Source organism: Variovorax boronicumulans, from assembly GCF_040544675.1.
Lineage (GTDB): Bacteria > Pseudomonadota > Gammaproteobacteria > Burkholderiales > Burkholderiaceae_C > Variovorax > Variovorax boronicumulans_D.
The window spans coordinates 118,871-144,921 of sequence record NZ_JBEPKK010000003.1; the positions used below are offsets into that span (position 1 = coordinate 118,871).

General features: G+C 67.1%; 24 protein-coding genes. 21 read left to right on the forward strand and 3 right to left on the reverse strand.

Annotated features, from left to right (window positions below; all coding sequences use genetic code 11):
• Positions 1-3: 3 nt before the first annotated feature.
• Entirely contained in the window at positions 4-921 is a 918-nt protein-coding gene (locus ABIC90_RS06475) for an alpha/beta hydrolase (protein ID WP_354353254.1), read from the reverse strand.
• A gap of 508 nt (positions 922-1,429) precedes the next feature.
• Here ABIC90_RS06475 and ABIC90_RS06480 point away from each other — a divergent pair.
• The 15 genes from ABIC90_RS06480 to ABIC90_RS06550 all read left to right on the forward strand — a co-directional run bounded on the left by ABIC90_RS06480 (position 1,430) and on the right by ABIC90_RS06550 (position 18,280).
• Positions 1,430-2,398, forward strand: a complete 969-nt coding sequence (locus tag ABIC90_RS06480; RefSeq protein ID WP_354353255.1) for a MurR/RpiR family transcriptional regulator — start codon at positions 1,430-1,432, stop codon at positions 2,396-2,398.
• A complete protein-coding gene (locus ABIC90_RS06485) occupies positions 2,395-3,351 on the forward strand; it encodes an isoaspartyl peptidase/L-asparaginase family protein (protein ID WP_354353256.1) in 957 nt (318 codons plus the stop codon). Before ABIC90_RS06480 ends, ABIC90_RS06485 begins: the two co-directional genes overlap by 4 nt.
• A gap of 29 nt (positions 3,352-3,380) precedes the next feature.
• Positions 3,381-5,258, forward strand: coding sequence for a dipeptide ABC transporter ATP-binding protein (locus ABIC90_RS06490; RefSeq protein ID WP_354353257.1), 1,878 nt, complete (start codon positions 3,381-3,383; stop codon positions 5,256-5,258).
• Between the two features lie 72 nt (positions 5,259-5,330).
• Positions 5,331-6,884 (forward strand): glutathione ABC transporter substrate-binding protein GsiB, encoded by a 1,554-nt coding sequence (gsiB, locus tag ABIC90_RS06495; RefSeq protein ID WP_354353259.1) that lies wholly within the window; start codon positions 5,331-5,333, stop codon positions 6,882-6,884.
• 160 nt (positions 6,885-7,044) lie between these two features.
• On the forward strand, positions 7,045-7,965 hold the full coding sequence (gene gsiC, locus ABIC90_RS06500) for a glutathione ABC transporter permease GsiC (protein WP_354353260.1): 921 nt from the start codon (positions 7,045-7,047) through the stop codon (positions 7,963-7,965).
• A 10-nt stretch (positions 7,966-7,975) separates the two neighbouring features.
• Positions 7,976-8,902: a glutathione ABC transporter permease GsiD gene (gsiD, locus tag ABIC90_RS06505; RefSeq protein ID WP_354353261.1), complete on the forward strand. Its 927-nt coding sequence runs from the start codon at positions 7,976-7,978 to the stop codon at positions 8,900-8,902.
• Between the two features lie 16 nt (positions 8,903-8,918).
• Positions 8,919-10,001 carry a P1 family peptidase gene (locus tag ABIC90_RS06510; protein WP_354353262.1) on the forward strand — a complete coding sequence of 361 codons (1,083 nt, stop codon included), beginning with the start codon at positions 8,919-8,921 and terminating at the stop codon, positions 9,999-10,001.
• A complete protein-coding gene (locus ABIC90_RS06515) occupies positions 9,998-10,819 on the forward strand; it encodes a M55 family metallopeptidase (RefSeq protein WP_354353263.1) in 822 nt (273 codons plus the stop codon). Before ABIC90_RS06510 ends, ABIC90_RS06515 begins: the two co-directional genes overlap by 4 nt.
• A gap of 893 nt (positions 10,820-11,712) precedes the next feature.
• On the forward strand, positions 11,713-13,491 hold the full coding sequence (locus tag ABIC90_RS06520) for a nitrite/sulfite reductase (protein ID WP_354353264.1): 1,779 nt from the start codon (positions 11,713-11,715) through the stop codon (positions 13,489-13,491).
• Entirely contained in the window at positions 13,488-13,883 is a 396-nt protein-coding gene (locus ABIC90_RS06525; RefSeq protein WP_354353265.1) for a DUF934 domain-containing protein, read from the forward strand. Before ABIC90_RS06520 ends, ABIC90_RS06525 begins: the two co-directional genes overlap by 4 nt.
• Before the next feature lie 22 nt (positions 13,884-13,905).
• Positions 13,906-14,526, forward strand: a complete 621-nt coding sequence (locus tag ABIC90_RS06530) for a phosphoadenosine phosphosulfate reductase domain-containing protein (RefSeq protein ID WP_354353266.1) — start codon at positions 13,906-13,908, stop codon at positions 14,524-14,526.
• 50 nt (positions 14,527-14,576) lie between these two features.
• Positions 14,577-15,530, forward strand: a complete 954-nt coding sequence (cysD, locus tag ABIC90_RS06535; RefSeq protein ID WP_354353267.1) for a sulfate adenylyltransferase subunit CysD — start codon at positions 14,577-14,579, stop codon at positions 15,528-15,530.
• The gene (locus ABIC90_RS06540) at positions 15,530-16,867 is read left to right on the forward strand and encodes a sulfate adenylyltransferase subunit 1 (RefSeq protein ID WP_354353268.1); all 1,338 of its coding nucleotides are present in this window, start codon (positions 15,530-15,532) and stop codon (positions 16,865-16,867) included. Before cysD ends, ABIC90_RS06540 begins: the two co-directional genes overlap by 1 nt.
• Positions 16,868-16,907: 40 nt before the next feature.
• Positions 16,908-17,237 (forward strand): ferredoxin FdxA, encoded by a 330-nt coding sequence (gene fdxA, locus ABIC90_RS06545; RefSeq protein WP_354353269.1) that lies wholly within the window; start codon positions 16,908-16,910, stop codon positions 17,235-17,237.
• Positions 17,195-18,280: an NAD(P)/FAD-dependent oxidoreductase gene (locus ABIC90_RS06550; RefSeq protein WP_354353270.1), complete on the forward strand. Its 1,086-nt coding sequence runs from the start codon at positions 17,195-17,197 to the stop codon at positions 18,278-18,280. The genes fdxA and ABIC90_RS06550 overlap by 43 nt, the downstream gene beginning before the upstream one ends.
• On the opposite strand, the gene ABIC90_RS06555 is transcribed toward ABIC90_RS06550, so the two are convergent.
• Positions 18,261-19,565: an aspartate aminotransferase family protein gene (locus ABIC90_RS06555; protein WP_354353271.1), complete on the reverse strand. Its 1,305-nt coding sequence runs from the start codon at positions 19,563-19,565 to the stop codon at positions 18,261-18,263. The two genes, ABIC90_RS06550 and ABIC90_RS06555, sit on opposite strands and share 20 nt — an antisense overlap.
• A gap of 110 nt (positions 19,566-19,675) precedes the next feature.
• On the opposite strand from ABIC90_RS06555, the gene ABIC90_RS06560 reads away from it, so the two are divergent.
• Together ABIC90_RS06560 and ABIC90_RS06565 are read left to right on the forward strand one after the other, a co-directional pair.
• A complete protein-coding gene (locus tag ABIC90_RS06560) occupies positions 19,676-20,410 on the forward strand; it encodes a TetR/AcrR family transcriptional regulator (RefSeq protein ID WP_354353272.1) in 735 nt (244 codons plus the stop codon).
• A gap of 232 nt (positions 20,411-20,642) precedes the next feature.
• On the forward strand, positions 20,643-21,989 hold the full coding sequence (locus ABIC90_RS06565) for a purine-cytosine permease family protein (RefSeq protein ID WP_354353273.1): 1,347 nt from the start codon (positions 20,643-20,645) through the stop codon (positions 21,987-21,989).
• Here the strand turns inward: ABIC90_RS06565 and thiD are convergent.
• Complete coding sequence (thiD, locus tag ABIC90_RS06570) at positions 21,922-22,800, reverse strand: bifunctional hydroxymethylpyrimidine kinase/phosphomethylpyrimidine kinase (RefSeq protein ID WP_354353274.1); 879 nt, start codon at positions 22,798-22,800, stop codon at positions 21,922-21,924. The genes ABIC90_RS06565 and thiD overlap by 68 nt on opposite strands.
• A 152-nt stretch (positions 22,801-22,952) precedes the next feature.
• Between thiD and ABIC90_RS06575 the strand changes: the two genes are divergently transcribed.
• From ABIC90_RS06575 to thiE, 4 genes are read left to right on the forward strand one after another with little or no spacing between them, the layout of a single operon-like run.
• Complete coding sequence (locus tag ABIC90_RS06575) at positions 22,953-24,053, forward strand: FAD-dependent oxidoreductase (protein WP_354353275.1); 1,101 nt, start codon at positions 22,953-22,955, stop codon at positions 24,051-24,053.
• Positions 24,050-24,253, forward strand: a complete 204-nt coding sequence (thiS, locus tag ABIC90_RS06580) for a sulfur carrier protein ThiS (protein ID WP_354353276.1) — start codon at positions 24,050-24,052, stop codon at positions 24,251-24,253. The genes ABIC90_RS06575 and thiS overlap by 4 nt, the downstream gene beginning before the upstream one ends.
• Before the next feature lie 20 nt (positions 24,254-24,273).
• The gene (locus ABIC90_RS06585) at positions 24,274-25,086 is read left to right on the forward strand and encodes a thiazole synthase (RefSeq protein WP_354353277.1); all 813 of its coding nucleotides are present in this window, start codon (positions 24,274-24,276) and stop codon (positions 25,084-25,086) included.
• Positions 25,083-26,048, forward strand: a complete 966-nt coding sequence (thiE, locus tag ABIC90_RS06590; protein ID WP_354353278.1) for a thiamine phosphate synthase — start codon at positions 25,083-25,085, stop codon at positions 26,046-26,048. Before ABIC90_RS06585 ends, thiE begins: the two co-directional genes overlap by 4 nt.
• Positions 26,049-26,051 lie beyond the last annotated feature (3 nt).

Sequence of the window (26,051 nt, forward strand, 5' to 3'; positions counted from 1 at the left end):
CGCTTACTTGAAGATTCGCGCCATGGCGTCATCGAACGCCAGAACATCCGTTCCCACGTGGGTGGAATTGAACTCGGTATCGATCAGTTCCAGCCCCGCGTAATGCCGGTCCGACATGCGGCGGTACATCGCCTTCACAAAGAGTTCGTTGCACCCGCTCACGCAGTGCGCGAGGATCAGGGTGACCGGCAGCGGCCTGCCCGCCAGGGCATCGAACATCTTCTTTTCCAATTCGTTGTTCTGGCCCTCTTGCTGCCAGAACGCGGCCTCGACGGAAATGAAATACGAAAAGACCAGGTTGTCCGGCGCCTCCAGGAACAATGCCGTGGCTGCCAGGTTGCCACTGGTCGACAGGCCCGTGAGCATCCGCTTCTTCGGGTCGGCCCGGTACTTCGATTCGATGTAGGGAACCAGCTCCTTCACGAGGAAGGTGTGGTACGCATTGGCGCCCGGAAAGTTGTAGTCCTCCTGCCGCCGCGCGCTGTTGCCGATGCCCACGAGGATGGCCTTCGTTCCACGCTTGAGCAAGACGTTCTTCAGGTTAGTGAATCGCGTATCGGGCAGGCCGTTCGTGGCGTCGCCGTCCAGGGCATAGATGATGGGAACCGCATCGCTGCTGCTGTCGTAGGCGGCTGGGATGAAGACCTCGATCGGATAGCGCACGCCGTTCGTGCTTGACGAGAAGGTTTCGGTCAGCACGCGACCGTTGGCCGATGGTGCCGGCTGAACGGCTCCGCCGCCCGTCGGCGGCAGTATCGGCAGGCCACCACCACCCCCGCCGCCGCCCCCGCCACCACAGGCGGAGACGCCAGCCAGAACCACGCAGCTGCCCAACACCGCGAGCGCGCGGCGAAGCCATTCAAGACGCATATCGATCCCTTTTTTGCTCCGGCGCAAAGACGCACCGGTCGGGATACTCACCGCACACCGTACGTAGCGTCAACGTCGCTATGCATTTGGCGAAGTCGATTAATTCCTTTGTTTTCGTTGCGACGATTCAAAGGCGCCCCTCAAGCCAGATGACGAACTCTGCGAACTCGGTCGCGGTCCAGAGGGCATCGGCATCCACCCCCCAGCAAGCGCCCGGCCTGCGGTACAGCCCCAACAGCCCCTCTGTGCCGCCGAGGAGCGCAGCGTTTCGCGGATCAGGGCTCGCAGCTGTCTGAGCCGCAGGCGAGTTCTGCGAGACCCCGCGAAATGCGAGCACCGCAGGGGAGCCGCGAAGCGGCCGGCACAGCGGGGCTGTTGGGGCTGTACCGCAGGCCGGGCGCCCCCGCCAAAGCCCACAAAGTCCCCTGTCAAAAAGCCGCCTCGCCATGGCCCGCATTTTGCGTACTCAACCAAAAATGACAGTAAATTTTCATTTCTGACTTATATTTGTAAACTGCCTTACATCAAACCGCACCCCAAAAAGGTGCACCGCCCCCGCATGAGCACCAACGTCGACACCCCAGGCACCACCGTGGCCCAGCGCATTGCGCAGGCGCTGCCGCGGCTGACGCGTTCGCACCGGCAGGTCGCCGACTTCGTGCTGGAGCACCCGCTGCAGGTCGCCACGCTGCCCATCGACGAGCTCGCGGCTGCGGTCGGCGTCTCCGTGGCCACCGCCAACCGTTTCGCCCGTGCGCTCGACTTCGACGGCTACGCCACCTTCCGCGCCGAGCTCGTGCGCGGCTTCGAATCGCTGGTGGCGCCCGTCGAGCGGTTGCGCGGCAACCTGGAGCACCCCACCACCGTGGCCGAGGTGTTCGCCACCGCGCTCGACGAGAGCCGCCGCAACATCGAAGCCACGCGCCAGACGCTGGACTACACCGCATGCGAAGCCGCGGTGGAGCGCATCGGCCAGGCGCGATCCATCTACATCGCGGGCTTCGGCGCCAGCGGCTGGCTCGCAGGCCTGCTGCAGCACGGCCTCGACAGCAGCTGCCGCGACGTTCGCCTGCTCCCGGGCGTGAGCGGCGTCACGCATGCGGCCCGCGCACTGATGCACGCCGGCCCCGAAGACGTGTTCATCGGCCTCACCTTTCCGCGCTACCTGACGGACACCGTGATGCTCGCGCAGATTGCACGGCAACAAGGCTGCGGCGTGGTCGCGCTCACCGACCGCCCGACCTCTCCGATCGCGCCGCTGGCCGACGTGGCGCTCTACTGCCAGACCGAAACCAACTACCGCCCGAACTGCGAGACCAGCGTGCTCGCGCTGGTCGAGGCCTTGACCAGCGCGGTCGCGCTGCGCGCACCCGACCCGGTGCAATCGGCCCGCCGCACGCTGCAAGTGCTGCGGCCCTGGTTGCACGGCGCGAACGGGCTGCCCCGCATCGACGGCGCGGCCGCGCGCTCCCCCGATGCCATGGCGCCGAACGACACCGCCAAGAAAAAGAAGAAAGCTTCCCGATGAAGAACACCACCCCCGTCATCGCCATCCATGGCGGTGCCGGAACCATCAGCGCCGCAACCACGAGCACCGCGCAGGCGCAGGCGTACCACGACGCGTTGAACAACATCGTGCGTGCCGCGCAGGCCGCGCTGCTCAAGGGCGCGTCCGCGCTCGACGCCACCTGCCTCGCCGTCGAGATGCTCGAGGACTGCCCGCTCTTCAACGCGGGCCACGGCGCGGTCTTCACGCACGAAGAAACCCACGAGCTCGATGCCGCCGTGATGGACGGCGCCACGCTCGCCGCAGGGGCGATCGCCGGCGTGAGCCATGTGCGCCACCCGGTGCGCGCCGCGCGCGCAGTGCTCGAAGACGGCGCGCATGTGCTGCTGGCCGGCGCGGGCGCCGAAGCCTTCGCACGCGACCACGGCCTCGAGATGGTCGAGCCCTTCTTCTTCTCCACCGAGGCGCGCCGCCAGCAGCTCTACCGCGTGCGCGACACCGGCCGCGTGGTCACCGATCACGAAGGCGCCGCCATGACGCCGCCGCTGGACGAAGACAAGAAATTCGGCACTGTCGGCGCCGTCGCGCTCGACATGCACGGCCACCTCGCCGCCGCCACGTCGACGGGCGGCATGACCAACAAGCGCGTCGGCCGCATCGGCGATACGCCGTTGATCGGTTCCGGCACCTACGCCGACGACCGCACGGCGGCCGTCTCTTGCACCGGCAGCGGCGAAATGTTCATCCGCGTTGCCGCCGCCTACGACATCTGCGCGCGCATGGCCTACGGCGGCGCAACGCTAGAAGCGGCCACGCACGCGGTGGTGCAGCAGTCGCTGCCCGCCATTGGCGGCACCGGCGGGTTGATTGCCGTCGACCGCCACGGCAACCTGAGCCTCGCCTTCAACACCGAAGGCATGTACCGCGGCCACGCGCGCGGCGACGAAGCGCCCATCACGGCCATCTTCGCCTGACCCACACGCCCTCTTTCTTTCACACCGCCATGTCCTCCCCTGCCCTCAACCTGCCGGACGGCCGCGTTCTCGCCGTCGACGACCTCACCGTGCGTTTCTCGACCTCGGAGCGCACCGTCGATGCCGTCAAGAAGCTCTCCTTCCACGTCGACCACGGCGAAACGCTCGCGGTGGTGGGCGAATCGGGCTCGGGCAAGTCGGTCACCTCGCTGGCGCTGATGCGGCTGGTGGAGCACGGCGGCGGGCGCATCCTCGGCGGGCGCATGGCGTTTCGCCGCCGCAACGGCGAAGTGCTCGACCTGGCCCAGACGCGCGACGGCACGATGCGCGGCATCCGCGGCGCGGACATCGCGATGATCTTCCAGGAGCCCATGACCTCGCTGAACCCGGTGTTCACCGCCGGCGAGCAGATCGCCGAGGCCATCCGCATCCACCAGCACAAGGACAACACGGCCGCGCGTGCCGAGGCACTGCGCATGCTCGAACTGGTGCGCATTCCCGAAGCGCGCAACGTGCTCGACCGCTTTCCGCACCAGCTCTCGGGCGGCATGCGCCAGCGCGTGATGATCGCGATGGCGCTGTCGTGCAAGCCGCAGTTGCTGATCGCCGACGAGCCCACCACCGCGCTGGACGTGACGATCCAGGCGCAGATCCTGCAGCTCATCCGCGAGCTGCAGAAGGAGATGCGCATGGGCGTGCTCTTCATCACGCACGACATGGGCGTGGTGGCCGAGATTGCCGACCGCGTGCTCGTGATGTACCGCGGCGACAAGGTCGAGGCAGGCAGCTCCGACACCGTGTTCGCGGCGCCGCAGCACCCCTACACGAAAGCACTGCTGTCGGCCGTGCCCAAGCTCGGCGCGATGCAGGGCACGGACCTGCCGGCCAAATTCGAACTGCTGCGCACCGAGGGCAGCCCCGACACCGTGCCCTGCACCAACACCACGCCGCAGACCACCGTGCGCGAAGAGGCCGGCCCGATCCTGCGCGTGCGCGACCTCGTCACCCGCTTCGATGTGCGCAGCGGACTCTTCGGCCGCGTGAAGCGCCGCGTGCATGCGGTGGAAAAGATCAGCTTCGACCTCTACCCCGGCGAAACGCTGGCGCTGGTCGGTGAATCGGGCTGCGGCAAGTCGACCACCGGCCGCTCGCTGCTGCGCCTGGTCGAAAGCCAGAGCGGTGCCATCGAGTTCGGCGGCCAGAACATCCGCGAGCTGCCCACGCGCGAGCTGCAGGCGCTGCGCCGGAACATCCAGTTCATCTTCCAGGATCCGTTCGCCTCGCTGGATCCGCGCGTGACGGTGGGCTTCTCGATCATGGAGCCGCTGCTGATTCATAACATCGCCAAGGGTGCCGAGGCGCAGAAGCGCGTCGATTGGCTGCTGCAGAAGGTGGGCCTGCCGCCGGAAGTGGCGCAGCGCTATCCGCACGAGTTCTCGGGCGGACAGCGGCAGCGCATCGCAATCGCGCGCGCGCTCGCGCTCAATCCCAAGGTGGTGGTGGCGGACGAATCGGTGTCGGCGCTGGACGTGTCCATCCAGGCGCAGATCGTCAACCTCATGCTCGACCTGCAGCGCGAGCTGGGCGTGGCATTCCTTTTCATCTCGCACGACATGGCCGTGGTCGAGCGCATCAGCCACCGCGTGGCCGTGATGTACCTGGGGCAGATCGTGGAGATCGGCCCGCGCCGCGCCGTGTTCGAAGCGCCGCAGCACGCCTACACCCGCAAGCTGATGGCGGCGGTGCCGGTGGCCGATCCGTCGCGCCGCCACAAGCCGCGCGCACTGCTCGAAGGCGAAATTCCCAGCCCGATTCGCGCCGTGGGCGATGAGCCCGATGTGCCGCCGCTGGTGCAGGTGGCACCCGGCCACTTCGTTGCGCGGCACGCCATTGGCGGCGCCTTCTGACGCTCTGAACCCGAACTGTTTTTCAACCCGCAGGCCCTCCTGCTTTTTTCTCGAACCGACTGGAGTTCTCCCATGAAGCCATCTTCTTCCTCCCTGCGATGGGCATCCGCACTGCTGGGCCTGGCCGTGCTCGCCGCATCGGGCACGGCGCTGGCCGCCAAAGACGTGGTGCTGGCCATCGGCTACCAGCCCGAAACGCTGGACCCGTACAACACCAACACCACCATCACCACCGCGGTGACCAAGACTTTCTATGAAGGCCTGTTCCAGTTCGACAAGGACCTGAAGGTGCAGAACGTGCTCGCCGAGAGCTACGACGTTTCCAAGGACGGCCTGGTCTACACCATCAAGCTGCGCAGCGGCGTCAAGTTCCATGACGGCACCGACTTCAACGCCGAAGCCGTGAAGTTCACGCTCGACCGCGTGCTCAACCAGGACAACAAGCTCCTGCGCTACAACCAGTTCAACCGCGTTGGCAAGGTCGAGGCGCTGAATCCGACCACCGTGCGCATCACGCTCAAGGAGCCCTTCGGCCCCTTCATCAACTCGCTGGCCCACGCATCGGCCGCGATGATTTCGCCCACCGCGCTCAAGAAGTGGGGCAACAAGGACATCGCCTTCCACCCCGTGGGCACCGGCCCCTTCGAATTCGTGGAGTGGAAGCAGACCGACGCGATCAAGGCCAAGAAGTTCGACGGCTACTGGAAGAAGGGCTTCCCGAAGATCGACAACTTGCAATGGAAGCCGGTGCTCGAGAACAACACGCGCGCCGCGATGCTGCAGACCGGCGAAGCCGACTTTGCGTTTCCCATTCCCTACGAGCAGGCCGAGCTGCTGAAGAAGAGCGACAAGCTCGATGTGGTGGCTTCGCCCTCGATCATCACGCGCTTCCTGGCCTTCAACATGCTGGTGAAGCCCTACGACAACCCCAAGGTGCGCGAAGCCATCGGCTACGCGATCAACAAGGAAGCGCTGTCGAAGGTTGCGTTCGGCGGCTATGCCTTCCCGGCACAAGGCGTGATGCCCCAGGGCGTGAAGTTCGCCGAGAAGATGGCGCCGATTCCGTATGACGTGAAGAAGGCCAAGGCCCTGCTGGCCGAAGCCGGCTACCCGAACGGTTTCGAGTCGGTGCTCTGGAGCGCCTACAACAACACGACCAGCCAGAAGACGATTCAGTTCGTGCAGCAGCAGCTCGCGCAAGTGGGCATCAAGCTGCAGGTGCAGGCGCTCGAAGTGGGGCAGCGCACCGAGCAGGTGGATGCATGGCCCGATCCGAAGACGGCCAAGGTGCGCATGTACTACACGGGCTGGTCGTCGTCCACGGGTGAAGCCGACTGGGGCCTGCGCCCGCTGTTCGCCTCCGAGTCGTGGGCACCGAAGCTGAACAACATGTCGTTCTACAAGAGCGACGTGGTGGACGCCGCGCTCGCCAAGGCGCTGGTCACGGTGGACGACAAGGAAAAGGCCGCGCTGTACAAGACCGCGCAGGACGAGATCCGCAAGGACCTGCCGCGCGTGCCGCTGGTGACCGAGCAGAACCTGTCGGCACACGCCAAGCGTCTGTCGGGTGTGTTCGTGATGCCTGACGCGAACATCAACATCGACGCCATCGCTGTCTCCAATTGAGGAACTGACCAGGAGCCGTTCGGGCTGAGCCTGTCGAAGCCTTGCGCCAACACTTCGACAAGCTCAGTGCGAACGGATGGTTGTTGACGACGGATCCATGTAGACAACAACCGTTCGGGCTGAGCTTGTCGAAGCCTCGCACCACTGCCCTTTGCACCCCATGCTGAATTACTTTCTCAAACGCCTGTTGGGCCTGATCCCCACGCTGCTCATCGTGGCCGTGCTGGTGTTCCTGTTCGTCCACATGCTGCCCGGCGACCCCGCGCGCCTGGCAGCCGGCCAGGAGGCCGACGAGCAGACCGTGGCCATGGTCCGCGCCGAGCTCGGGCTGGACAAGCCGCTGCCGCAGCAGTTCGTGAGCTTCTTCACCCACATGCTGCAAGGCGACTTCGGCACCTCGATCCGCACGCGGCGGCCGGTGTCGGTGGAAATCGGCGAGCGCTTCTTCCCGACGGTGATGCTGACCATCACCAGCATGGTGTGGGCGGTGATCTTCGGCATGGGCATCGGCATCGTCTCTGCCGTGTACCGCAACAAATGGCCCGACCGCATCGGCATGACGCTGGCGGTGTCGGGCATCTCCTTTCCCGCATTTGCATTGGGCATGCTGCTGATGCAGATCTTTTCGGTGCAGCTGGGCTGGCTGCCCACCGTGGGCGCCGCCACCTGGAAGCACTACATCCTGCCCTCGATCACGCTGGGCGCGGCCGTGGCGGCCGTGGTGGCCCGCTTCACGCGCGCCTCGTTCGTCGAGGTGATCCAGGAAGATTTCGTGCGCACCGCGCGCGCCAAGGGCGTGCACGAATCCAGCGTGGTGTTCAAGCACACGCTGCGCAACGCGCTCATTCCGGTGGTGACGATGATGGGCCTGCAGTTCGGCTTTCTGCTGGGCGGCTCCATTCTTGTGGAGGCGGTCTTCAACTGGCCGGGCCTCGGGCGCCTGTTGGTCGACGCGGTGCAGATGCGCGACTACCCCGTCATCCAGACGCTGGTGTTGCTGTTCTCGCTCGAGTTCATCCTGATCAACCTCGTGGTCGATGTGCTGTACGGCTACATCAACCCCACCATCCGATACAAGTGAGCACGCCGACATGACGCAAGCTTCCGGCGCGCCAGCCGACATCGTTCTTCCGACCTCCCCGGTCGCCACCCTTCAAAGCGCCGGCAAGGTGCGTACGCCCTGGGGCGAGTGCTGGCGCCGCTTCAAGAAGCAACCCGTGGGCATCGTGGCCGCGGCCTTCGTGCTGCTGCTGGTGTTCATCGCGGTGTTCGCACCGTGGATCGTGCCCTTCGACCCGGAGAACTTCTTCGACTACGACATGCTGAACAGCGGGCCTTCGGCCACGCACTGGTTCGGCGTCGATCCGCTGGGTCGCGACATCTTCAGCCGCATCCTGGCGGGCGCGCGCATCTCGCTGACGGCGGGTTTTCTGTCGGTGCTGGTGGGCGGCTTCATCGGCACAGCCTTCGGGCTGCTGGCGGGCTACTACGAAGGCTGGTGGGACCGCATCGTCATGCGCATCTCCGACGTGCTCTTCGCCTTTCCCGGCATCTTGCTCGCGCTGGGCGTGGTGGCCATCCTGGGCAGCAGCATGACCAATGTGGTGGTGGCGGTGTCTGTGTTCAGCGTGCCGGCCTTCGCACGCCTGGTGCGCGGCAACACGCTGGTGTTGAAGCAACAGACATACATCGAGGCCGAGCGCAGCATCGGCGCGTCGGACTGGACCATCATCGTGCGGCACATCCTGCCGGGCACGATCTCGTCGATCGTCGTGTACTTCTCGATGCGCGTGGGCACCTCGATCATCACGGCTGCGAGCCTGTCGTTCCTGGGCATGGGCGCGCAGCCGCCGACGCCCGAGTGGGGCGCGATGCTCAGCGAAGCCCGCGCCGACATGGTGACCTCGCCGCACGTGGCGCTGTTTCCGAGCCTGGCCATCTTCTTCACAGTGCTGGCCTTCAACCTGCTGGGCGATGCGTTGCGCGATGCGCTCGATCCGAAGATCGACCGCGAGTAGCTTCGTTATTTCTTTCATGGCTTCGACTCCCCTGCCCTACATCGGCCACCTGCTCCAGGGTGCGCGCAACGCCATCACCGACGTCGAGGGCGTGACGGTCGGGCACCGGACGCTGGACGACGGCCCCGTGCAAACGGGCGTGACCGTCATCCGTCCGCATGCGGGCGATCCATTCCGCGACAAGGTGCCGGCCGCGGCCGTGGTGCTCAACGGCTTCGGCAAGAGCGTGGGGCTGGTGCAGCTGGCCGAGCTGGGCGTGCTGGAGACGCCGATTGCGCTGACCAACACCTTTTCGGTCGGCACGGTGGCCACCGCGCAGATCCGCCATTGCGTTGCGTCCAACCCCGAGAGCGGCCGTTCGCTGTCGACGGTGAACCCGCTGGTGTTCGAGTGCAACGACGGCTTTCTCAACGACATCCAGCGCTTGGCCGTGACCGAGGCCGACTACCTGCAGGCGCTTGCCGGCGCAGGCACCGACTTCCCGCAGGGCTCGGTGGGCGCGGGGCGCGGCATGTCGAGCTTCCAGCTGAAGGGCGGCGTCGGCAGCGCCTCGCGGCGCGTGTCCGCGCTGCACGGCCATGTGCATACCGTGGGCACGCTGGTGCTGGCGAACTACGGGCGGCAGCCGCAACTGGTGCTGGCCGGCCACGCGGTGGGCGACCGCCTGGCCGCGCAAAGCACGGCCGAATGCAGGGAACCCGAGAAGGGCTCGATCATCATCGTGGTCGCCACCGACGCGCCGCTCGATGCGCGGCAACTGCGCCGCCTGGCGCTGCGCGCGGGCGCGGGGCTGGCGCGCACCGGCTCGGTCTTCGGCCATGGCAGCGGCGACATCGTGCTGGCCTTCTCGACCGCCTACACCGTGCCCGATCGCGTCGATCGGCCGATGCCGGCGATTGCGATGGTGCACGACGGCCTGCTCGACGGCCTCTTCCAGGCCGCGGCCGACAGCACCGAACAGGCGATCCTTCATGCGCTGTGGCGCGCCACCCCGGTGACGGGCCGCGACGGCAACCACCGGGCGGCGCTGTTCGACGTGCTGCCTCCTTCCTGTCTTTCTTCCTCCTCCCCAGTAGCAGCATTGCACGCCCACTCATGAAAGTCCTGATCTCCACCGACATCGAAGGCGTTGCGGGCGTCTATCACCACGAGCAGACGCGGCCGGGGAACCCCGAGTTCGAACGTGCCCGCCTGTGGATGGCCCAGGAGGCCAACGCCGCGATTGCCGGCGCGTTCGAAGCAGGCGCCACCGAGGTGCTGGTCAACGATTCGCACGGCGGTTTTCGCAACATGCCGGCCGATGTGCTCGATCCGCGCGCCCGCGTGGTGCAGGGCAAGCCGCGCTACCTCAGCATGGTGGCGGGCGTGGAGGAAGAAGGCGTGGAAGCGGTCTGCATGGTGGGCTACCACTCGCGCGCGCAGGGGCGCGGCATCCTCGCGCACACGATCAACAGCTTTGCCTTTGCGGGCGTCTGGCTGGGCGAGCAGGAACTGGGCGAGGCCGGGCTCTATGGCGCGCTGGCCGGCGAGTACGGCGTGCCGGTGGTGATGGGGAGCGGCGACGACGTGTTCATTGCCGAGAACCGGCCGCTGTTTCCGCATGCGACTTTTGTGGAGGCGAAGAAGGCGACGGGCTGCAACAGCGGGGTTTCGCTGTCGCCTGAGCAGGCGCGGCTGGCCATCCGGGCTGGTGTGGTGAAGGCGCTGGGTGAACGCGGCAAAGCGAGTCCGCTGGTCTTTGCAGGTCCGCAGGTGGTGACGCTGCGCACGCAGTCGCCGGCGCTGGCTGATCTGTTCTGCCAGTGGCCGGCGTTCGAGCGGCTGGATGGGGTCAGGTTGCGCTTCAACGCTGAGACGGTGGAAGCGGCTGTGCGGATGTTGAATTGCTGTTCGGCTATGTCTTCGATGTTGCGTTGAGGGTGCGTGCTCTCTGCTGAGGGCTGCTGGCCGGGTCTCGGCCCGGCGGCCGACCTACTTTTCTTTGCTTCGCCAAAGAAAAGTAGGAAAAAGAAAGGCGACCCTGCTGTGTGTGTCCCTCCGCTGCGCTACGGGCAACCTGCGGTGCTCGCGGTTCGCGGGGTCTCGCAGAACTCGCTTCGCTCAAACAGCTGCGAGCCCTGATCCGCGAACCGCTGCGCTCCTCGGCACACCCAGAAGGGCTTGGGACGGGCCATCGCTGCGCTCGGCGCTCGACGCGATGCGGGCCGTCGCTGCGCTCGGCCTCAGGTTTTACTCCCTCTCCCGTTGGGGAGAGGGAGCGAGCCCCGTCCGCCGAGCGAAGCGAAGGCCCGACTGAAACCAGGGGCCGAGCGAAGCGACGGCCCGAACGGTGCCCCCTCCCCTCTGGCTGCGCCGAGGAGCGGAGCGTTTCGCGGATCAGGGCCGCAGCTGTTTGAGCCGCAGGCGAGTTCTGCGGACCCCGCGAAACGCGAGCACCGCAGGTTGCCCCGTAGCGCAGCGGAGGGGTCGCAGACAGCGGGGTCGCCTTTCTTTTGCCTACGTTTCTTTGGCGAAGCAAAGAAAAGTAGGTCGGCCGCCGGGCCGAGACCCGGCCTCGGAAAGCAAACCCAGCGCACCGCAAAAAAACTCAACCCAATAAAATCCAGCGCCGAAACCCCCGAGCTCCTTTATCCAGAATAAGCATCCAACCGCCCGCAAACCCGCATGGCCATTGGCGAATTAGCTTATCCGCATAAAGCGCGAACCAAAAAATCGTTTGCTTCCATAAGGCCCGCTCCCAGAATCTCGGCTTCTTGCTGGGGCGCCCCGTTTCAGGTTCGGCACCGCACTTCTTCAAGACATACCGCACGATGTACCAATACACAGAATTCGATCGCCAATTCGTTCACCAACGGGCCGCCCAGTTCAGAGACCAGCTGGAACGCTGGCAAAAGGGCAAGTTGCCCGAGGACGAGTTCCGCCCCTTGCGGCTGCAGAACGGCTGGTATGTGCAGCGCTACGCGCCCATGCTGCGCGTGGCCGTGCCCTATGGCGAGCTGTCGAGCCGCCAGATTCGTGTGCTGGCCCGCATCGCTCGCGAATACGACGAGCCGGAAGCCGAGGTCTACCGGAAGGCGCTCGAAATCCAGGGCGGCATGGGCAGCCACAAGCTCCCGACCCACTACGCCCACTTCTCGACGCGCCAGAACGTCCAGTACAACTGGATTCCGCTGGCCAAGTCGGCCGACGTGATGGACCTGCTGGCTTCGGTCGACATGCACGGCATCCAGACCAGCGGCAACTGCATCCGCAATATCACCAGCGACGAGCGCGCCGGCATCGCCGTCGACGAAATCGCCGATCCGCGTCCGTTCGCGGAAATCATGCGCCAGTGGAGCACGCTGCACCCTGAATTCGCGTTCCTGCCGCGCAAGTTCAAGATAGCCATCACCGGCGCCACCGAAGACCGCGCCGCCACCGGCTGGCACGACGTGGGCCTGCATGTGGTGAAGAACGAAGCCGGCGACATCGGTTTCCGCGTGCAGGTGGGCGGCGGCATGGGCCGCACGCCGATCATCGGCACGGTGCTGCGCGAGTTCCTGCCCTGGCAGCAGATCATGAATTACCTGGAAGCGGTGATCCGTGTCTACAACCGCTATGGCCGCCGCGACAACATCTACAAGGCGCGCATCAAGATCCTGGTGAAGGCCGAAGGCCAGCGCTACATCGACGACGTCGAGGCCGAGTACAAGCAGATCCTCGAACACGACGGCGCACCGCACACCATCACGCAGGAAGAGTACGACCGCGTGGCCGCCTCCTTCGTGCCGCCGACGCTGGCCACCCGCGTGCTGCAAAGCGCCGAGAAAACCGAAGCCGAGCTGCGCGCCTACGCCGCCGACGACGTGCAGTTCGCCCGCTGGCTCGCCCGCAACGTGGCGCCGCACAAGAACCCCGCGCTGCGCGCCGTCACGCTGTCGTTCAAGCGCCTGAAGCAGGCGCCCGGCGATGCGGACGCCGACCAGCTGGACACGCTCGCCGAACTGGCCGACCGCTTCTCCGCCGGCGAAGCCCGCGTGACGCACGACCAGAACGTGGTGCTGCCCTGGGTGCATGCCGAAGACCTGCACGCGCTGTGGCTCGCCGCCCGCGCGGCCGGATTCGCGAGCGCCAACGTGCACCTGCTGACCGACATGATCGCCTGCCCCGGCGGCGACTTCTGCTCGCTGGCGAACGCACGTTCCATCCCGATCGCCGAAGCGATCACCGAGCGCTACCAGGACCTCGACGAGCTCGACGACCTGGGCGAAATCGACCTGCACATCAGCGGCTGCATCAACTCCTGCGGCCACCACCACAGCGGCCACATCGGCATCCTGGGCGTCGACAAGGACGGCAAGGAGTGGTACCAGGTGTCGCTGGGCGGCTCCGATGGCTCCACGCTCAGCGGCGCGCCGATGGCCGGCAAGGCCGTGGGGCCCTCGTTCTCGGCGGCCGAAGTGCCGGGCGTGATCGAGGCCGTGCTCACCACCTACCGCGACACGCGTGTGTCGGGAGAAACCTTCATCGACACGCTGCGCCGCGTGGGGCCCGACCCGTTCAAGGCGGCGGCCAACGGTGCGCGATTCAAGGTGGAGGAAGCAGCATGAACCGGACTTTGAACATCCTCTCGGCCGAAGAACACATCGACGACGGCGATCCGAAGGTCTTGCAACTGGCCAACGATGCCGACCCGTTCGCCATCGAGGTGTGCCTGGCCGACATCGAGCGCATCGACCTGAACTTTCCGAAGTTCACCGACGGCCGCGCCTACAGCCAGGCCTTCCTGCTGCGCCGCCGCCTGGGCTTCACGGGCGACATCCGCGCCACGGGCGACGTGCTGATCGACCAGCTGGTGCAGATGGAACGCACCGGTTTCTCCAGCGCGGTGCTGAAGGAAGGCGTGGACGCTTCCGACGCACAGCGCCAGTTCGACCGCTTTTCTGCCTTCTACCAGGGCGACGCGGTGCAGATCGCACCGCATTTCGCCGCCGGCAACTGAGCCCCGCATCGGAACCATCGACATGAGCCTCGACCTCGTACGCATCAACGCCGACCTCGGCCGCAACGCCGAAGGCCTGGTGGACTGGGCCATCGGCCTGGGCCAGCCCGCGATCATCACCACCAACTTCCGCCCGTTCGAGGCCGTGATCCTGCACATGGTCACGCGCGCAAAGCGAGACGTGCCCGTGATCTGGATGGACAACGGCTACAACACCGAGGCCACCTACCGCTTCGCCGACGAGGTGACGAAGCAGCTGGGCCTGGACCTGCACATCTACCTGCCGCGCCGCTCGCGCGCGCACCGCGAGGCAGTGGAAGGCCCGACGCCGGCGCTGGACGATCCGCGCCATGCCGCCTTCACCGAAGAAGTGAAGCTGGAGCCCTTTGCCCGCGCGCTGCGCGAGACGGCACCGAAGGTGTGGTTCACCGCGCTGCGCGCCACCGACACGGCCGTGCGCGCGCAGATGGACCCGGTCAGCGTCAACCCGGACGGCCTGATCAAGGTCGCGCCGCTGCTGCACTGGTCGTCCAAGGATCTGTACGAATACTGCACGGCGCACGGCCTGCCCAACAACTTCGACTACGTGGACCCGACCAAGGGCGAAGACAACCGCGAATGCGGACTGCATCTCTCGCATTGAGCGCACGCAACAACGGCTCACCGATTCTTCGCACCCAGAACACCCATCCGATGAACGCCCGTACCGAAACCGAACTGCTGCAGCCGTCCATGCACTCACCCGCGCACCTGTCCAACACGCACCTCGATGCGCTGGAGGAAGAAACCATCTTCATCCTGCGCGAAGTGGCGGCCGCCTTCGAGCGCCCCACCCTGCTGTTCTCGGGTGGCAAGGACTCGCTGGTGCTCCTGAAGTGCGCAGAGAAAGCATTCGGCGCCGGCCGCATTCCCTACCCGCTCCTGATGATCGACACGGGCCACAACTTCCCCGAAGTGACGGCCTACCGCGACCAGCGTGCCAAGGAGCTGGGCGCCGAACTCATCGTGCGCAGCGTCGAGGATTCGATGAAGCGCGGCACCGTGCGCCTGGCCCACCCCGGTGAATCGCGCAACGCGCACCAGTCGGTCACGCTGCTCGAAGCGATCGAGGAATTCCGCTTCGACGCGCTGATCGGCGGCGCCCGCCGCGACGAGGAAAAGGCGCGCGCCAAGGAGCGCATCTTTTCGCACCGCGATTCCTTCGGCCAATGGCAGCCCAAAGACCAGCGCCCCGAGCTGTGGACGCTGTTCAACACGCGCCTGGCGCCCGGCGAACACTTCCGCGTGTTCCCGATCTCGAACTGGACCGAGCTGGACGTGTGGCAGTACATCGAGCGCGAACACGTCGGCTTGCCGTCGATCTACTACACGCACAAGCGCGAAGTGGTCGAGCGCCGCGGCCTGCTGGTGCCGGTGACCGAACTCACCCCGCCGCGCGACGGCGAAACGGTGCAGGTGCGCGACGTGCGCTTTCGCACCGTGGGCGACATCACGACCACCTGCCCGGTCGAGAGCCTCGCGGCCGATGCGGGCGATGTGGTGCTGGAGACGCTGTCGGTCGACGTCAGCGAACGCGGCGCGACGCGGATGGACGACATGACTTCGGAAGCTTCGATGGAAAAACGAAAGAAAGACGGGTACTTCTGATGAGCGCGACGACAGCCACCCCCAACGAACTCGCCGTGCATGGCGACACCGGCACCGCCCTGCGCTTCATCACCTGCGGCTCGGTCGACGACGGCAAGAGCACGCTGATCGGCCGCCTGCTGGTGGACAGCAAGACCGTGCTGCAAGACCAGCTGGCCGGTGTGCAGCGCGGCGGTGAAACCGACCTCGCCCTGCTGACCGACGGCCTCTCGGCCGAGCGCGAGCAGGGCATCACCATCGACGTGGCCTACCGCTACTTCTCGACCGCCAAGCGCAAGTTCATCATCGGCGACGCACCGGGCCATGAGCAGTACACCCGCAACATGGTCACCGCCGCCTCGGCCGCCGATGCCGCCGTGGTGCTGGTCGATGCCACCAAGCTGGGTTGGGCCGCCGAAGTGGAAGACGGCACCGTGGTCAAGCGCGAACTGCTGCCGCAGACGCGCCGCCACACGCTGCTGGCGAACCTGCTGCGCGTGCAGTCCATCGTGTTCGCGGTCAACAAGCTGGACGCCATCGACGATGCGGGCCTGGCCTTCGAGCGCATCTCGACCGCGCTGAACGCCTTTGCCGAAGCGGCCGGCGTGCAGGTGGCGGGCATCGTGCCGATTTCCGCGCTCAAGGGCTGGAACGTGGCCACGCGCCATGCCGACTGGGTGGGCTACGAAGGCCCGAGCCTGCTCGAACTGCTCGAAGAGCTGCCGGTCACGGTGCAGGACGAGGCCGTGCCCTTCGCTTTTCCGGTGCAGTGGGTCGAGAAGTTCTCTTCGTCCGCCGACACCTCGCAGGGCCGCCGCGTGTTCTGGGGCCGCGTGGCTTCTGGCCATGTGGAGCCGGGCCAGCGCGTGACCGTGCTGCCGAGCAACCAGACCGCCACCGTCGCGCAGGTGCTGAGCCACACGCGCCAGCCGAAGTCGGTGCATGCGGGCCACAGCGCCGGCATCGTGCTGGACCGCGAGGTGGACGTGTCGCGCGGCGACTGGCTTCTGGCGCCAGGCGCCTTCGAGCCGGTGCGCGAGATCACCGCCACCGTGGCCTGGCTGGACGACGAGCCGCTGGTTGCGGGCCGTGTGTACTGGGCGCTGCAGGGCCACCGCTGGGTCAAGGCCAAGGTGGCGCGCATCGTCGATCGCGTGAACATCACGACGCTCGAATCGGAGCCGACGACGCAGCTGGAAGCCAATTCCATCGGCGACGTGGTGCTCGCATTGCAGCAGCCGCTGGCCGTGTTGCCCTTCACGCAATCGCGTGCATTGGGCTCGCTGGTGCTGGTCGATACCGCCTCTCACAAGACCGCTGCGGCGGTGCTCGTGCAACCCTCCGCCGCAAAGGCCTAAAATCTCGGGTTTTCCCCGATCCAACTGACGTCAAAAACAAATGACCCACGTCGTCTCCGAAGCCTGCATCCGTTGCAAATACACCGACTGCGTGGACGTTTGCCCCGTGGACTGTTTCCGCGAAGGTCCCAACATGCTGGTGATCGACCCGGACGAGTGCATCGACTGCGCGGTCTGCATCCCCGAGTGCCCGGTCAATGCGATCTACGCCGAAGAAGACCTTCCGGCAGACCAGCTCGCTTTCATCAAGATCAACGCCGAGCTGGCCGTGGCCGACGGCTGGAAGAGCATCACCAAGCGCAAGCCCGCCTTGCCTGACGCTGAAGAGTGGAAAGACAAGACGGGCAAGGTCGGGGAGCTGGTGCGCTGAACCAGCCCGCCGCCCCTGCCGTTGCCATCGAAACCGACGCCCTGATCGTCGGTGCCGGCCCCGTGGGGCTGTTCCAGGCCTTCCAGCTGGGCCTGCTTGAAATCTCCTGCCACATCGTCGATGCACTGCCCGCCGCCGGCGGCCAGTGCGTGGCGCTCTATGGCGACAAGCCGATCTACGACATTCCCGGCACGCCGGTGACCAGCGGGCGCGAACTCGCGCAATCGCTGCTCGCGCAGGTGGCGCCGTTCAAGCCGCAGTTTCATTTCGGCGAACAGGTGGCCACGCTGGCGCGGCAAGCCGACGAGCGCCTCTTGCTGACGACCTCCGCGGGCAAGGCCTTTCTGGCGAAGACGGTGTTCATTGCGGCGGGTGTGGGGGCCTTCGTGCCCAAGCGCATCGCCATCGAAGGCATTGCGCAGTTCGAGGGCACTTCACTTTTCTATCACCCCGAATCGCTGGACCGCTTTGCAGGCCAGACGGTGGTGGTGAACGGCGGCGACGACATCGCGCTAGCAACCGCCATCGCTCTTACCGCCATCGCCAGGCAAGTCACGCTGGTCCACCGGCGCGACGGCTTCCAGGCCGACGAAGCGAACGTTGCCGCCATGCGCGCCCTGGTGGCCGCGGGCAAGCTGGCCTTCCAGGTCGGCCAACCGACCGCCTTCGACGGCAAGCAACTGCAGATCACCACGCCCGACGCCACGACCGTCGACCTGCCGCTGGACGCGCTGGTCGCCTGCCTCGGCATTTCGCCGCGCCTGGGCCCCATCGCCGACTGGGGCCTGGAACTCGAGCGCAAGCAGGTGCCGGTCGATACCGAGAAGTACGAAACCCGCGAGCGCGGCGTGTTCGCGGTCGGCGACATCAACACCTACCCGGGCAAGAAGAAGCTCATCGTCTGCGGCTTCCACGAAGCCACGCTGGCGGCCTGGGGCGCCACCGCCATCGTGTTCCCGGGCAAGGCGGTGCCGCTGCAGTACACGACCACCAGCACGCGGCTGCACGAGTTGCTGGGCGTGGCTACTTCGCGCCAGGCATAAGCGTCCGGTACTCGCCGATGAAGCTGCCGATGGCGGCGACGTAGCCGTCGATGTCCGCGTCCATCACCGGCAGCGAGAGCACGACGAAGCCGCGCGGCGACGTGTAGATGCCCTGGCTCAGCAGGTGAAAAAACAGCAGCTGGCGCAGGCGCCCGTCGACCACCGCCAGATCGTCCACACGCCGCACCTCACCGGCCAGGAAATGCGCATTCATCAGCGAACCCACGCCGGTGAACTGCATGGCCACGCCCTCTTCATCACACAGCGCGTTGAGCCGCGCACGCATCGCTTCACCGCGTTCAGCCAGCGCACCGGCCGCCTCGGGCGTGAACAGCTTCGTGAGCCCCTCGTACCCGGCCGCCATCGTCATCACGTTGTTGTTGAAAGTGCCCGAGTGCGTGAGCGCGCCGGTGCGCGGGTCGAACTGCGCCATCACGTCCGCGCGCCCGCCGAAGGCACCGAAAGACATGCCGCCGCCGATGTACTTGCCCAGCGTGGTGAGGTCGGCCTTGAGGCCCAGCTTGTTCGCCAGGCCGTGCGGCGCGAGGCGCGAGGTCATCACCTCATCGAAGACGAGCAGCGCGCCGACCTGCGTTGCCGCTTCGCGCAAGGCCTGCAGGAAGTCGAGCCGCCCCGGAATGCAGCCGCCCGCGCCCTGCATGGGCTCGACCAGGATGGCGGCAATCTCCGGCCCGTGCCTGCCGATCTGCGCGCGCGCGGTTTGCGCATCGTTGTAGGGCAGCACGATGAAGTCGAAGGGCACCGTCGTCGGCAGCGGCTTGTCGCCGAAGCCGAGCACGCCGCCGTGATAGCCCCCTGAAAACACCACGATCTTTCGCCGCCCCGTGAAGTGCAGCGCGGCGGTGAGCGCCATCAGGTTCGCCTCGGTGCCCGAGTTGGTGAAGCGCAATTGCTCGATCTGCGGAAAGCGCTCGCAGATGGTCCTGGCCAGACGGCCTTCGAGCAGGTTGTGCCCGGTGAGGTTGATGCCGCTCTGCATCGCCTCGATGACCGCATCGCGGATCTCGGGCGCCGAGTGGCCATAGACGCCGGCCGTGTACTCGGCGATGAAGTCGGCATAGCGGTGCCCGTCGGCGTCCCAGAGCGCCGCGCCTTCACCCCTGGCGATGGTGAGCGGAAACGGCGCGTAGAAAAGCACCGAACGGGTGTTGGCGCCGGGCATGTAGCGCGTTTGCTCGTCGAACTGGCGCCGGCTCGCGGGGTTGCGTTCGGTGAAGCGTCGATGCGCTTCGGCGAGGGCCTGGTCGATGGCGGCGTCGGTCATGGTTCGGTCCTTGGAGGATGGGCGGGTGAAGATTGATCCCATTTAATTGATCAATGCTCAATTAATAATGTTTATACAATCAATTCCACCGCCCGACAATCCCCGCATCCATGAAAAAGAAAGCGCCCGAGCCCAAACCCCGAACAGCCGGCCGCCCCGCCGGCGGCGGCGCGCTGTCGAAACAGCGCATCGCCGAAGCCGCGCTGGCGCATATCGACCAATTCGGCCTGGGCGCTTTCAGCATGCGCGAAATTGCGGCGCAGCTGGGCGTGTACCCGGCCACGGTGCATTGGCACGTCAGCACGCGCGAAGCCCTGCTCGCCGAGGTGGCCGCACTGGTCATGGCGCAGGTCACCCCGCCGACGGAATTGCGCTGGCAGGAATGGATCGCCGAGCTGTTTCGCCGCTGCCGCGCGGCGGTGCGCCGCCACCCGAACGTGGCGCAGTTGCTGGGCGCGCAACTGGTCTCCAACGGCAGCCTGGCGACCGAGCTGGTGGAAGGCGTGCTGGAGGCGCTGACGGAGGCCGGCTTCGAAGGCCAATCGCTGCTGGAGGCCTACAACTGCGTGATCGCGGCCATGCTGGGCTTCGTGACCATGGAGTTCTCGCCACTGCCTGCGGATAACACCCAGGCGTGGTCCGAAGAGCTGCGCGAGCGCGTCCACACCATCCGCCCGCTCGACCACCCGGTGCTCACGCGCAACCTGCCGCTGCTGGCGAACAACGCCTTCATCCTGCGCTGGGACAACGGCACCACCGTGCCGCTGGACAGCAGCTTCGAGCGGCACATCCAGATCACCATCGACGGGCTGGAGGCGTTCGCGCGAAGGGTCAAGGGCGCATGACGCCGCCCGGCAGGGGATAAAATCCGCCCCGCGCCACAGTTCGCTGCGGTGCATCGCTAGGGGTGTCGAGCCGGAATCCGTTCCGGGGCTGACTGAGAGAGTCCCTTTGAACCTGACTGAGGTAATCCTCGCGCAGGGAAGCTGGTCCGGCGGCCTGTCACGTTGTCTCGCGTGGCGGCAGCGCTGCTGGAGCCTCGCCCACCTGCCAAACCTTTTGCACTGGAGCAAACGGATGGCACACGACAACAACGAAGAATCTTCCTCTGGCAACGAGGCGCTGACGCCCTTGCCCGCATCGCGGCGCGTGTTCGGCTGGCACGACCACGCCTCGCTCTGGTTCAGCCTGGGCGTCGGGCTGCTGGTGATGCAGATCGGCGCCTACCTGATGCCGGCCGTGGGCACGCGCGATGCGGCGATGGCCATTGCGCTGGGCTCGGTCATCGGCGCGGGCCTCCTCGCCTGGACCGCGCGCCTGGGCTGCGAAACCGGCCTTGCCAGCGCCGGCCTGATGCACGCCACCTACGGCAGCGCCTTCGCGCGGCTGCCTGTGCTGCTGAACATCGTGCAGTTGGTGGGCTGGACCACCTTCGAGCTGGTGATCATGCGGGAAGGCACGCAGGCCATCGGCCAGGTGGCTTTTGGCGCTTCGCTCGGCGGCTTCTGGGGCGGCGTGCTGACCACGCTGCTGTGGGGCGCGGTGCTGCTGGCACTGCTCGCGGGCTCCATGGTCAAGCTGGTGCGGCGCTTCGTGAGCCGCTTCGGCCTGCCGCTGGTGGTGATCTCGCTGCTCTGGCTGACCTGGCAATTCGCCACGCGCCTGCAGGCCAAGGGGCTGGAGGCTTTCTGGGAGCGCCCCGGCAACGGCAGCATGGGCATGTTCAGCGCGCTCGACCTGGTGATCGCGATGCCGGTGTCGTGGCTGCCGCTGGTGGCCGACTACGCGCGCCACGGCAAGCGCAGCGCCGGTCGCCTGGGCAGCGCGTTCACCGGCACCTGGATCGGCTATGCGCTCGCCAACATCTGGTGCTACGCGCTCGGCGTGATGGTGGTGAGCGTGGCCGAGCCGGGCACGGGCCTGGTCACCGCGCTGCTGCTGGCGCAAGGCGGGCTGGTGGCGCTGGGCCTCATCCTCATCGACGAACTCGACAACGCGTACGGCGATGTCTATTCGGGCTCGGTTTCCACCCACAGCCTCTTGCCGCGCTGGAGCGTGAAGCGCTGGGGCCTGCTGCTGACGGCCCTTTGCATCGCGCTTGCGCTGGTGCTGCCGATGCACACGCTGGAGCCCTTCCTCTTGCTGTTGAGCTCGGTGTTCGTGCCGCTGTACGGCGTGATCCTCGGGCGCCTGGGCACCGGGCACGCGGTGACCACCACCGGCACGCGCCAGATCGACTGGGCCGCGGCGCTGATCTGGATCGCCGGCATCGCGGCGTACCACGCGCTTGCCAAATGGGCGCCGCAGTTCGGCTCCGCCTTGCCGACGCTGGCCGCGACCTTCGTGCTGGCCTGGATCAGCCGGGCAAAGCCGATGCCGGCAACGGCAGGCGATGCATCGGCACTGGCGCAAAGCCGTGGTTGAGCGGCCCATGGCCTGCACCCACGCGCACATCCGCACCGGCCGCCATCGCGCCGAGGATGTAGGTGCGCGCGCGCTCGACGGCCTCCGGCAAGCCGAGCCCCAGCGCCAGGTGCGCCGCGATGGCGGACGACAGCGTGCAGCCGGTGCCGTGCAGGTTGCGGCTCGCGATGCGCTGCGAGGCCAGGCGCTTGCGGGTGCCGCCCGATTGCAGCAGCACGTCGACCACCTCATCGCCCGGCAGATGGCCGCCCTTGAGCAGCACGGCCTTGGCACCCAGCGCCAGCAGTTCGTCGGCCGCGCCGTCGAGCGCGGCGATGCCGTCGATGGCATGGCCGATCAGCAAGGCGGCCTCGTCGAGGTTGGGCGTGACCACCACAGCGCGCGGGAACAGTTCGCGCACCAGCACCTGCACGGTCTCCGAAGCGATCAGGCGGTCGCCGCTGGTGGCGACCATCACCGGGTCGAGCACCACGTTCGGCAGCTTGTAGTGGTCGATGGCCCAGGCCACCACTTCCACCACCTCGGGCGCATGCAGCATGCCGAGCTTGACGGCGTCGACGCCGATGTCTTCCACCACCGCCTGGATCTGCGCCTTCAGAAAAGCCGGCGGCACTCCGTGGATGCCCGAGACGCCGCGCGTGTTCTGCGCGGTGAGCGCGGTGATGGCCGTCATGCCGTAGCAGCCGAGGGCCGCGAAGGTCTTCAGGTCGGCCTGGATGCCGGCGCCGCCGCCGCTGTCGGAACCGGCGATGGAGAGCACGCGTGCGTAGCGCAGGGGCGCTTGCGGCGCGGAGGGTGGTGCTTGGGTCATGCGGAAAATTATCGGCGACGGGCTTTGCATTGTTCCCTCCCCCGCTGGGGGAGGGTTGGGGTGGGGGCACGACGGCCCTCGCTGAAGCGCGGCTCTTGTTCGAGGGCCTGCCCCCATCCCGGCCTTCCCCCATCGGGGAAAGGAGCAAGACCATGAGCCTCCCGTTTCAATCCGTCGCCATCCTGGGCGCGGGCCTCATGGGCCGCCTGCTCGCAGTCTCGCTCGCACAGGCAGGCTGCAAGGTTTCGCTCCACGAAGCCGGCAGCCCCGACGCCGAAGGCGCGGCTGCCCGCGTGGCCGCTGCGATGCTCGCGCCCCTGGCCGAATCGGCCGTGGCGCCAGTGTCGGTGGTGCGCATGGGCCAGTACGGCCTGTCGCGCTGGCCCGAGTTGCTCGCACCGTTGGCGCAGCCCGTGTTCTTCCAGCGCGAAGGCACGTTGGTGCTGTGGCACCGGCAGGACGCGGCAGAGGCCGCGCGGCTTGCACGCGTGCTGGCCCACACCGGCGCGCAAGTGCCCGAACTCGCACCCATGCAAACGTTGGCCGGCGAAGCCATCGCCGCACTGGAGCCCTCGCTGGGCCAGCGCTTTGCACAAGGGTTCTACCTTCCGGGCGAAGGCCAGCTCGACAACCGCGCGCTGCTCACCTCGCTGCTTGCCACGCTGCATGCCAGCCCGAACGTCACGCTGCACTGGCAATCGCCGCGTGAACCATCCGACTTCTCGCCAGGCAGCAACGGCCAGCCCGACTGGGTGATCGACTGCCGCGGCCTCGGCGCAAGACCGCAATGGACCGCACTGCGCGGCGTGCGCGGCGAAGTGATCCGCGTGCACGCGCCCGAGGTCGCGCTGCAGCGCCCCACGCGGCTGGTGCATCCGCGCTACCCGCTCTACATCGCGCCCAAGCCCGGCCAAATCTTCGTGATCGGCGCGACCGAGATCGAGACGGACGACATGTCGCCCGCCAGCGTGCGCTCCACGCTCGAGCTGCTGAGCGCGGCCTACGCAGTGCACAGCGGCTTTGCCGAGGCGCGCATCGTCGAGATCGCCACGCAGTGCCGCCCCACCCTGCCCGACAACCTGCCCGCCATTCGCCAGCCTTGGCCGCGCGTGCTTCAGATCAACGGCCTCTATCGCCACGGTTTCATGATCGCGCCGGCCATGCTCGACGCGGCGATGGAGCTGCTCACCCAGGGCCACTCCGCGCTCGCGACGCGCTTCGGCCTGGCAACCGAGACATCCGGGGACGCATGACGATGAACATCCTGATCAACGACAAACCCTTCACGCTGCCCGCGGGCGCCACGCTCCCCGACGCACTGGCCGCGCTGCAGGCCGTGCCGCCTTTCGCGGTGGCGGTGAACCGCGAGTTCGTGCCGCGCTCGGCCTATGCCGCCCGCACGCTGCAACCCGACGACTGCATCGAAGTGATCCGCCCCGTGACGGGCGGCTGAAAAAAATGGAGACGACAACCATGACCACCCCGAACGACCCGATGGTTCTCTACGGAGAAAGCTTCCAGAGCCGCCTGCTGCTGGGCACCGCGCGCTACCCCTCGCCCGACCTGCTCGAAGCGGCTGTCAAGCGCGCGAAGCCCGCGATGCTGACCGCGTCGCTGCGCCGGCAGACGGCCAACCAGGGCTCGGGCGGCAACGACACGAGCAACGGCTTCTGGGAGCTGCTGCGAAAGCTCGGCGTGCCCGTGCTGCCCAACACCGCCGGCTGCCACAGCGTGCAGGAAGTGATCGCCACCGCGCACATGGCGCGCGAACTGTTCGACACGCCCTGGATCAAGCTGGAACTCATCGGCGACGACTACACGCTGCAGCCCGACACGCTGAACCTCGCCGATGCCGCCTCGCAGCTGATTCGCGACGGCTTCAAGGTGCTGCCCTATTGCACCGAAGACCTGGTCGTGTGCCAGCGGCTGGTCGACGTGGGCTGCCAGGCCGTGATGCCGTGGGCCGCGCCCATCGGCAGCGGGCGCGGGCCGGTCAATCCGTATGCGCTGCAGGTGCTGCGCGACCGGCTCAAGGTGCCGATGCTGGTCGATGCGGGGCTGGGCCTGCCTTCGCATGCCTGCCAGGTTATGGAGTGGGGCTACGACGGCGTGCTGCTCAACACCGCCGTTGCGCTCGCGCAGGCGCCTGTCGCGATGGCCGGTGCCTTTGCCGATGCGGTGCAGGCCGGGCGCGCTGCCTACAGGGCCGGCGCGATGGCCGCACAAGACTCCGCCCAGCCGAGCACGCCGGTGCTGGGCACGCCCTTCTGGCATCACACGGCATGAGCGCACGCACCATGAACGACGCACACACCTCCGCACAGGCCATCGCGCATGCCATCGTCGCGGCCCACGGCTTGCGCTTCGGCGCCATCACCGCATCGCCGGTGGGCGCCACCGCCTACTCGTCGGACGATGCGGTCTATCGCGGCGCCAAGCAGGCATGCGGCGCGCTCGGCTTCATCGAGATCGACGCCGAATGCCTCGCGCTCGCCTGGCACGCGCAGACCGAACGCCTGGGCCAGTTCGACGCCACCCAGTGGCCCGAGGCGCCCGCCGATTTCGGCATGCGGCCGTTTCCGCCCGCATCTCGCGAGGACGCATTTCCGACCTGCCCGGAGCGGCTGGGCTTGTACGCGGTGTTGCCCGATGCGGCCTGGGTCGGCCGCATGGCGCGCGCCGGCGTGCCGACCGTGCAGTTGCGCTTCAAGTCGGACGAGGCAGAAGCCATAGCGCGCGAAGTGCAGGCGGCCGTGGAGGCCGTGCAAGGCACAGGCGCCCTGCTCTTCATCAACGACCACTGGCAGGTCGCCATCGCGGCCGGCGCCTATGGCATTCACCTCGGCCAGGAAGACCTGGACGCGCTGTCGCCTGACGAACTGCAGCAGCTGCGCGCCTCGGGCCTGCGGCTGGGCGTCAGCACCCACGGCTACGCCGAGATGGTGCGCGCCGATGCGGTGAGCCCGAGCTACATCGCGATGGGCGCGGTCTACCCGACCACGCTCAAGAAGATGGCGACCGCACCGCAGGGCGTGGCCCGGCTTGCGGCCTATGCGCGCTTGCTGCGCGGCTACCCGCAGGTGGGTATCGGCGGCGTCGACGCCGTGCGGCTGCCCGAGGTGCTGGCCACCGGCGTGGGCTCCGTCGCGGTGGTGCGCGCACTGGTGACCGCGGACGACCCCGAGGCCACGGCCGCGCAATGGATGACGGCCATGAACGCCGCAATGAACGCCGCCCCGGGCAACTGAACC

Bases quoted from the DNA above. Each gene is read 5' to 3' on its own strand.
- thiE (WP_354353278.1), top strand. From the start codon at position 25,083: ATGAGCGCACGCACCATGAACGACGCACACACCTCCGCACAGGCCATC.
- ABIC90_RS06510 (WP_354353262.1), top strand. From the start codon at position 8,919: ATGGCTTCGACTCCCCTGCCCTACATCGGCCACCTGCTCCAGGGTGCG.
- ABIC90_RS06490 (WP_354353257.1), top strand. From the start codon at position 3,381: ATGTCCTCCCCTGCCCTCAACCTGCCGGACGGCCGCGTTCTCGCCGTC.
- fdxA (WP_354353269.1), top strand. From the start codon at position 16,908: ATGACCCACGTCGTCTCCGAAGCCTGCATCCGTTGCAAATACACCGAC.
- gsiC (WP_354353260.1), top strand. From the start codon at position 7,045: ATGCTGAATTACTTTCTCAAACGCCTGTTGGGCCTGATCCCCACGCTG.
- ABIC90_RS06540 (WP_354353268.1), top strand. From the start codon at position 15,530: ATGAGCGCGACGACAGCCACCCCCAACGAACTCGCCGTGCATGGCGAC.
- ABIC90_RS06480 (WP_354353255.1), top strand. From the start codon at position 1,430: ATGAGCACCAACGTCGACACCCCAGGCACCACCGTGGCCCAGCGCATT.
- ABIC90_RS06565 (WP_354353273.1), top strand. From the start codon at position 20,643: ATGGCACACGACAACAACGAAGAATCTTCCTCTGGCAACGAGGCGCTG.
- ABIC90_RS06555 (WP_354353271.1), bottom strand. From the start codon at position 19,565: ATGACCGACGCCGCCATCGACCAGGCCCTCGCCGAAGCGCATCGACGC.
- ABIC90_RS06485 (WP_354353256.1), top strand. From the start codon at position 2,395: ATGAAGAACACCACCCCCGTCATCGCCATCCATGGCGGTGCCGGAACC.
- thiD (WP_354353274.1), bottom strand. From the start codon at position 22,800: ATGACCCAAGCACCACCCTCCGCGCCGCAAGCGCCCCTGCGCTACGCA.
- thiS (WP_354353276.1), top strand. From the start codon at position 24,050: ATGACGATGAACATCCTGATCAACGACAAACCCTTCACGCTGCCCGCG.
- ABIC90_RS06515 (WP_354353263.1), top strand. From the start codon at position 9,998: ATGAAAGTCCTGATCTCCACCGACATCGAAGGCGTTGCGGGCGTCTAT.
- ABIC90_RS06575 (WP_354353275.1), top strand. From the start codon at position 22,953: ATGAGCCTCCCGTTTCAATCCGTCGCCATCCTGGGCGCGGGCCTCATG.
- cysD (WP_354353267.1), top strand. From the start codon at position 14,577: ATGAACGCCCGTACCGAAACCGAACTGCTGCAGCCGTCCATGCACTCA.
- ABIC90_RS06530 (WP_354353266.1), top strand. From the start codon at position 13,906: ATGAGCCTCGACCTCGTACGCATCAACGCCGACCTCGGCCGCAACGCC.
- ABIC90_RS06525 (WP_354353265.1), top strand. From the start codon at position 13,488: ATGAACCGGACTTTGAACATCCTCTCGGCCGAAGAACACATCGACGAC.
- ABIC90_RS06520 (WP_354353264.1), top strand. From the start codon at position 11,713: ATGTACCAATACACAGAATTCGATCGCCAATTCGTTCACCAACGGGCC.
- ABIC90_RS06585 (WP_354353277.1), top strand. From the start codon at position 24,274: ATGACCACCCCGAACGACCCGATGGTTCTCTACGGAGAAAGCTTCCAG.
- gsiB (WP_354353259.1), top strand. From the start codon at position 5,331: ATGAAGCCATCTTCTTCCTCCCTGCGATGGGCATCCGCACTGCTGGGC.
- gsiD (WP_354353261.1), top strand. From the start codon at position 7,976: ATGACGCAAGCTTCCGGCGCGCCAGCCGACATCGTTCTTCCGACCTCC.
- ABIC90_RS06560 (WP_354353272.1), top strand. From the start codon at position 19,676: ATGAAAAAGAAAGCGCCCGAGCCCAAACCCCGAACAGCCGGCCGCCCC.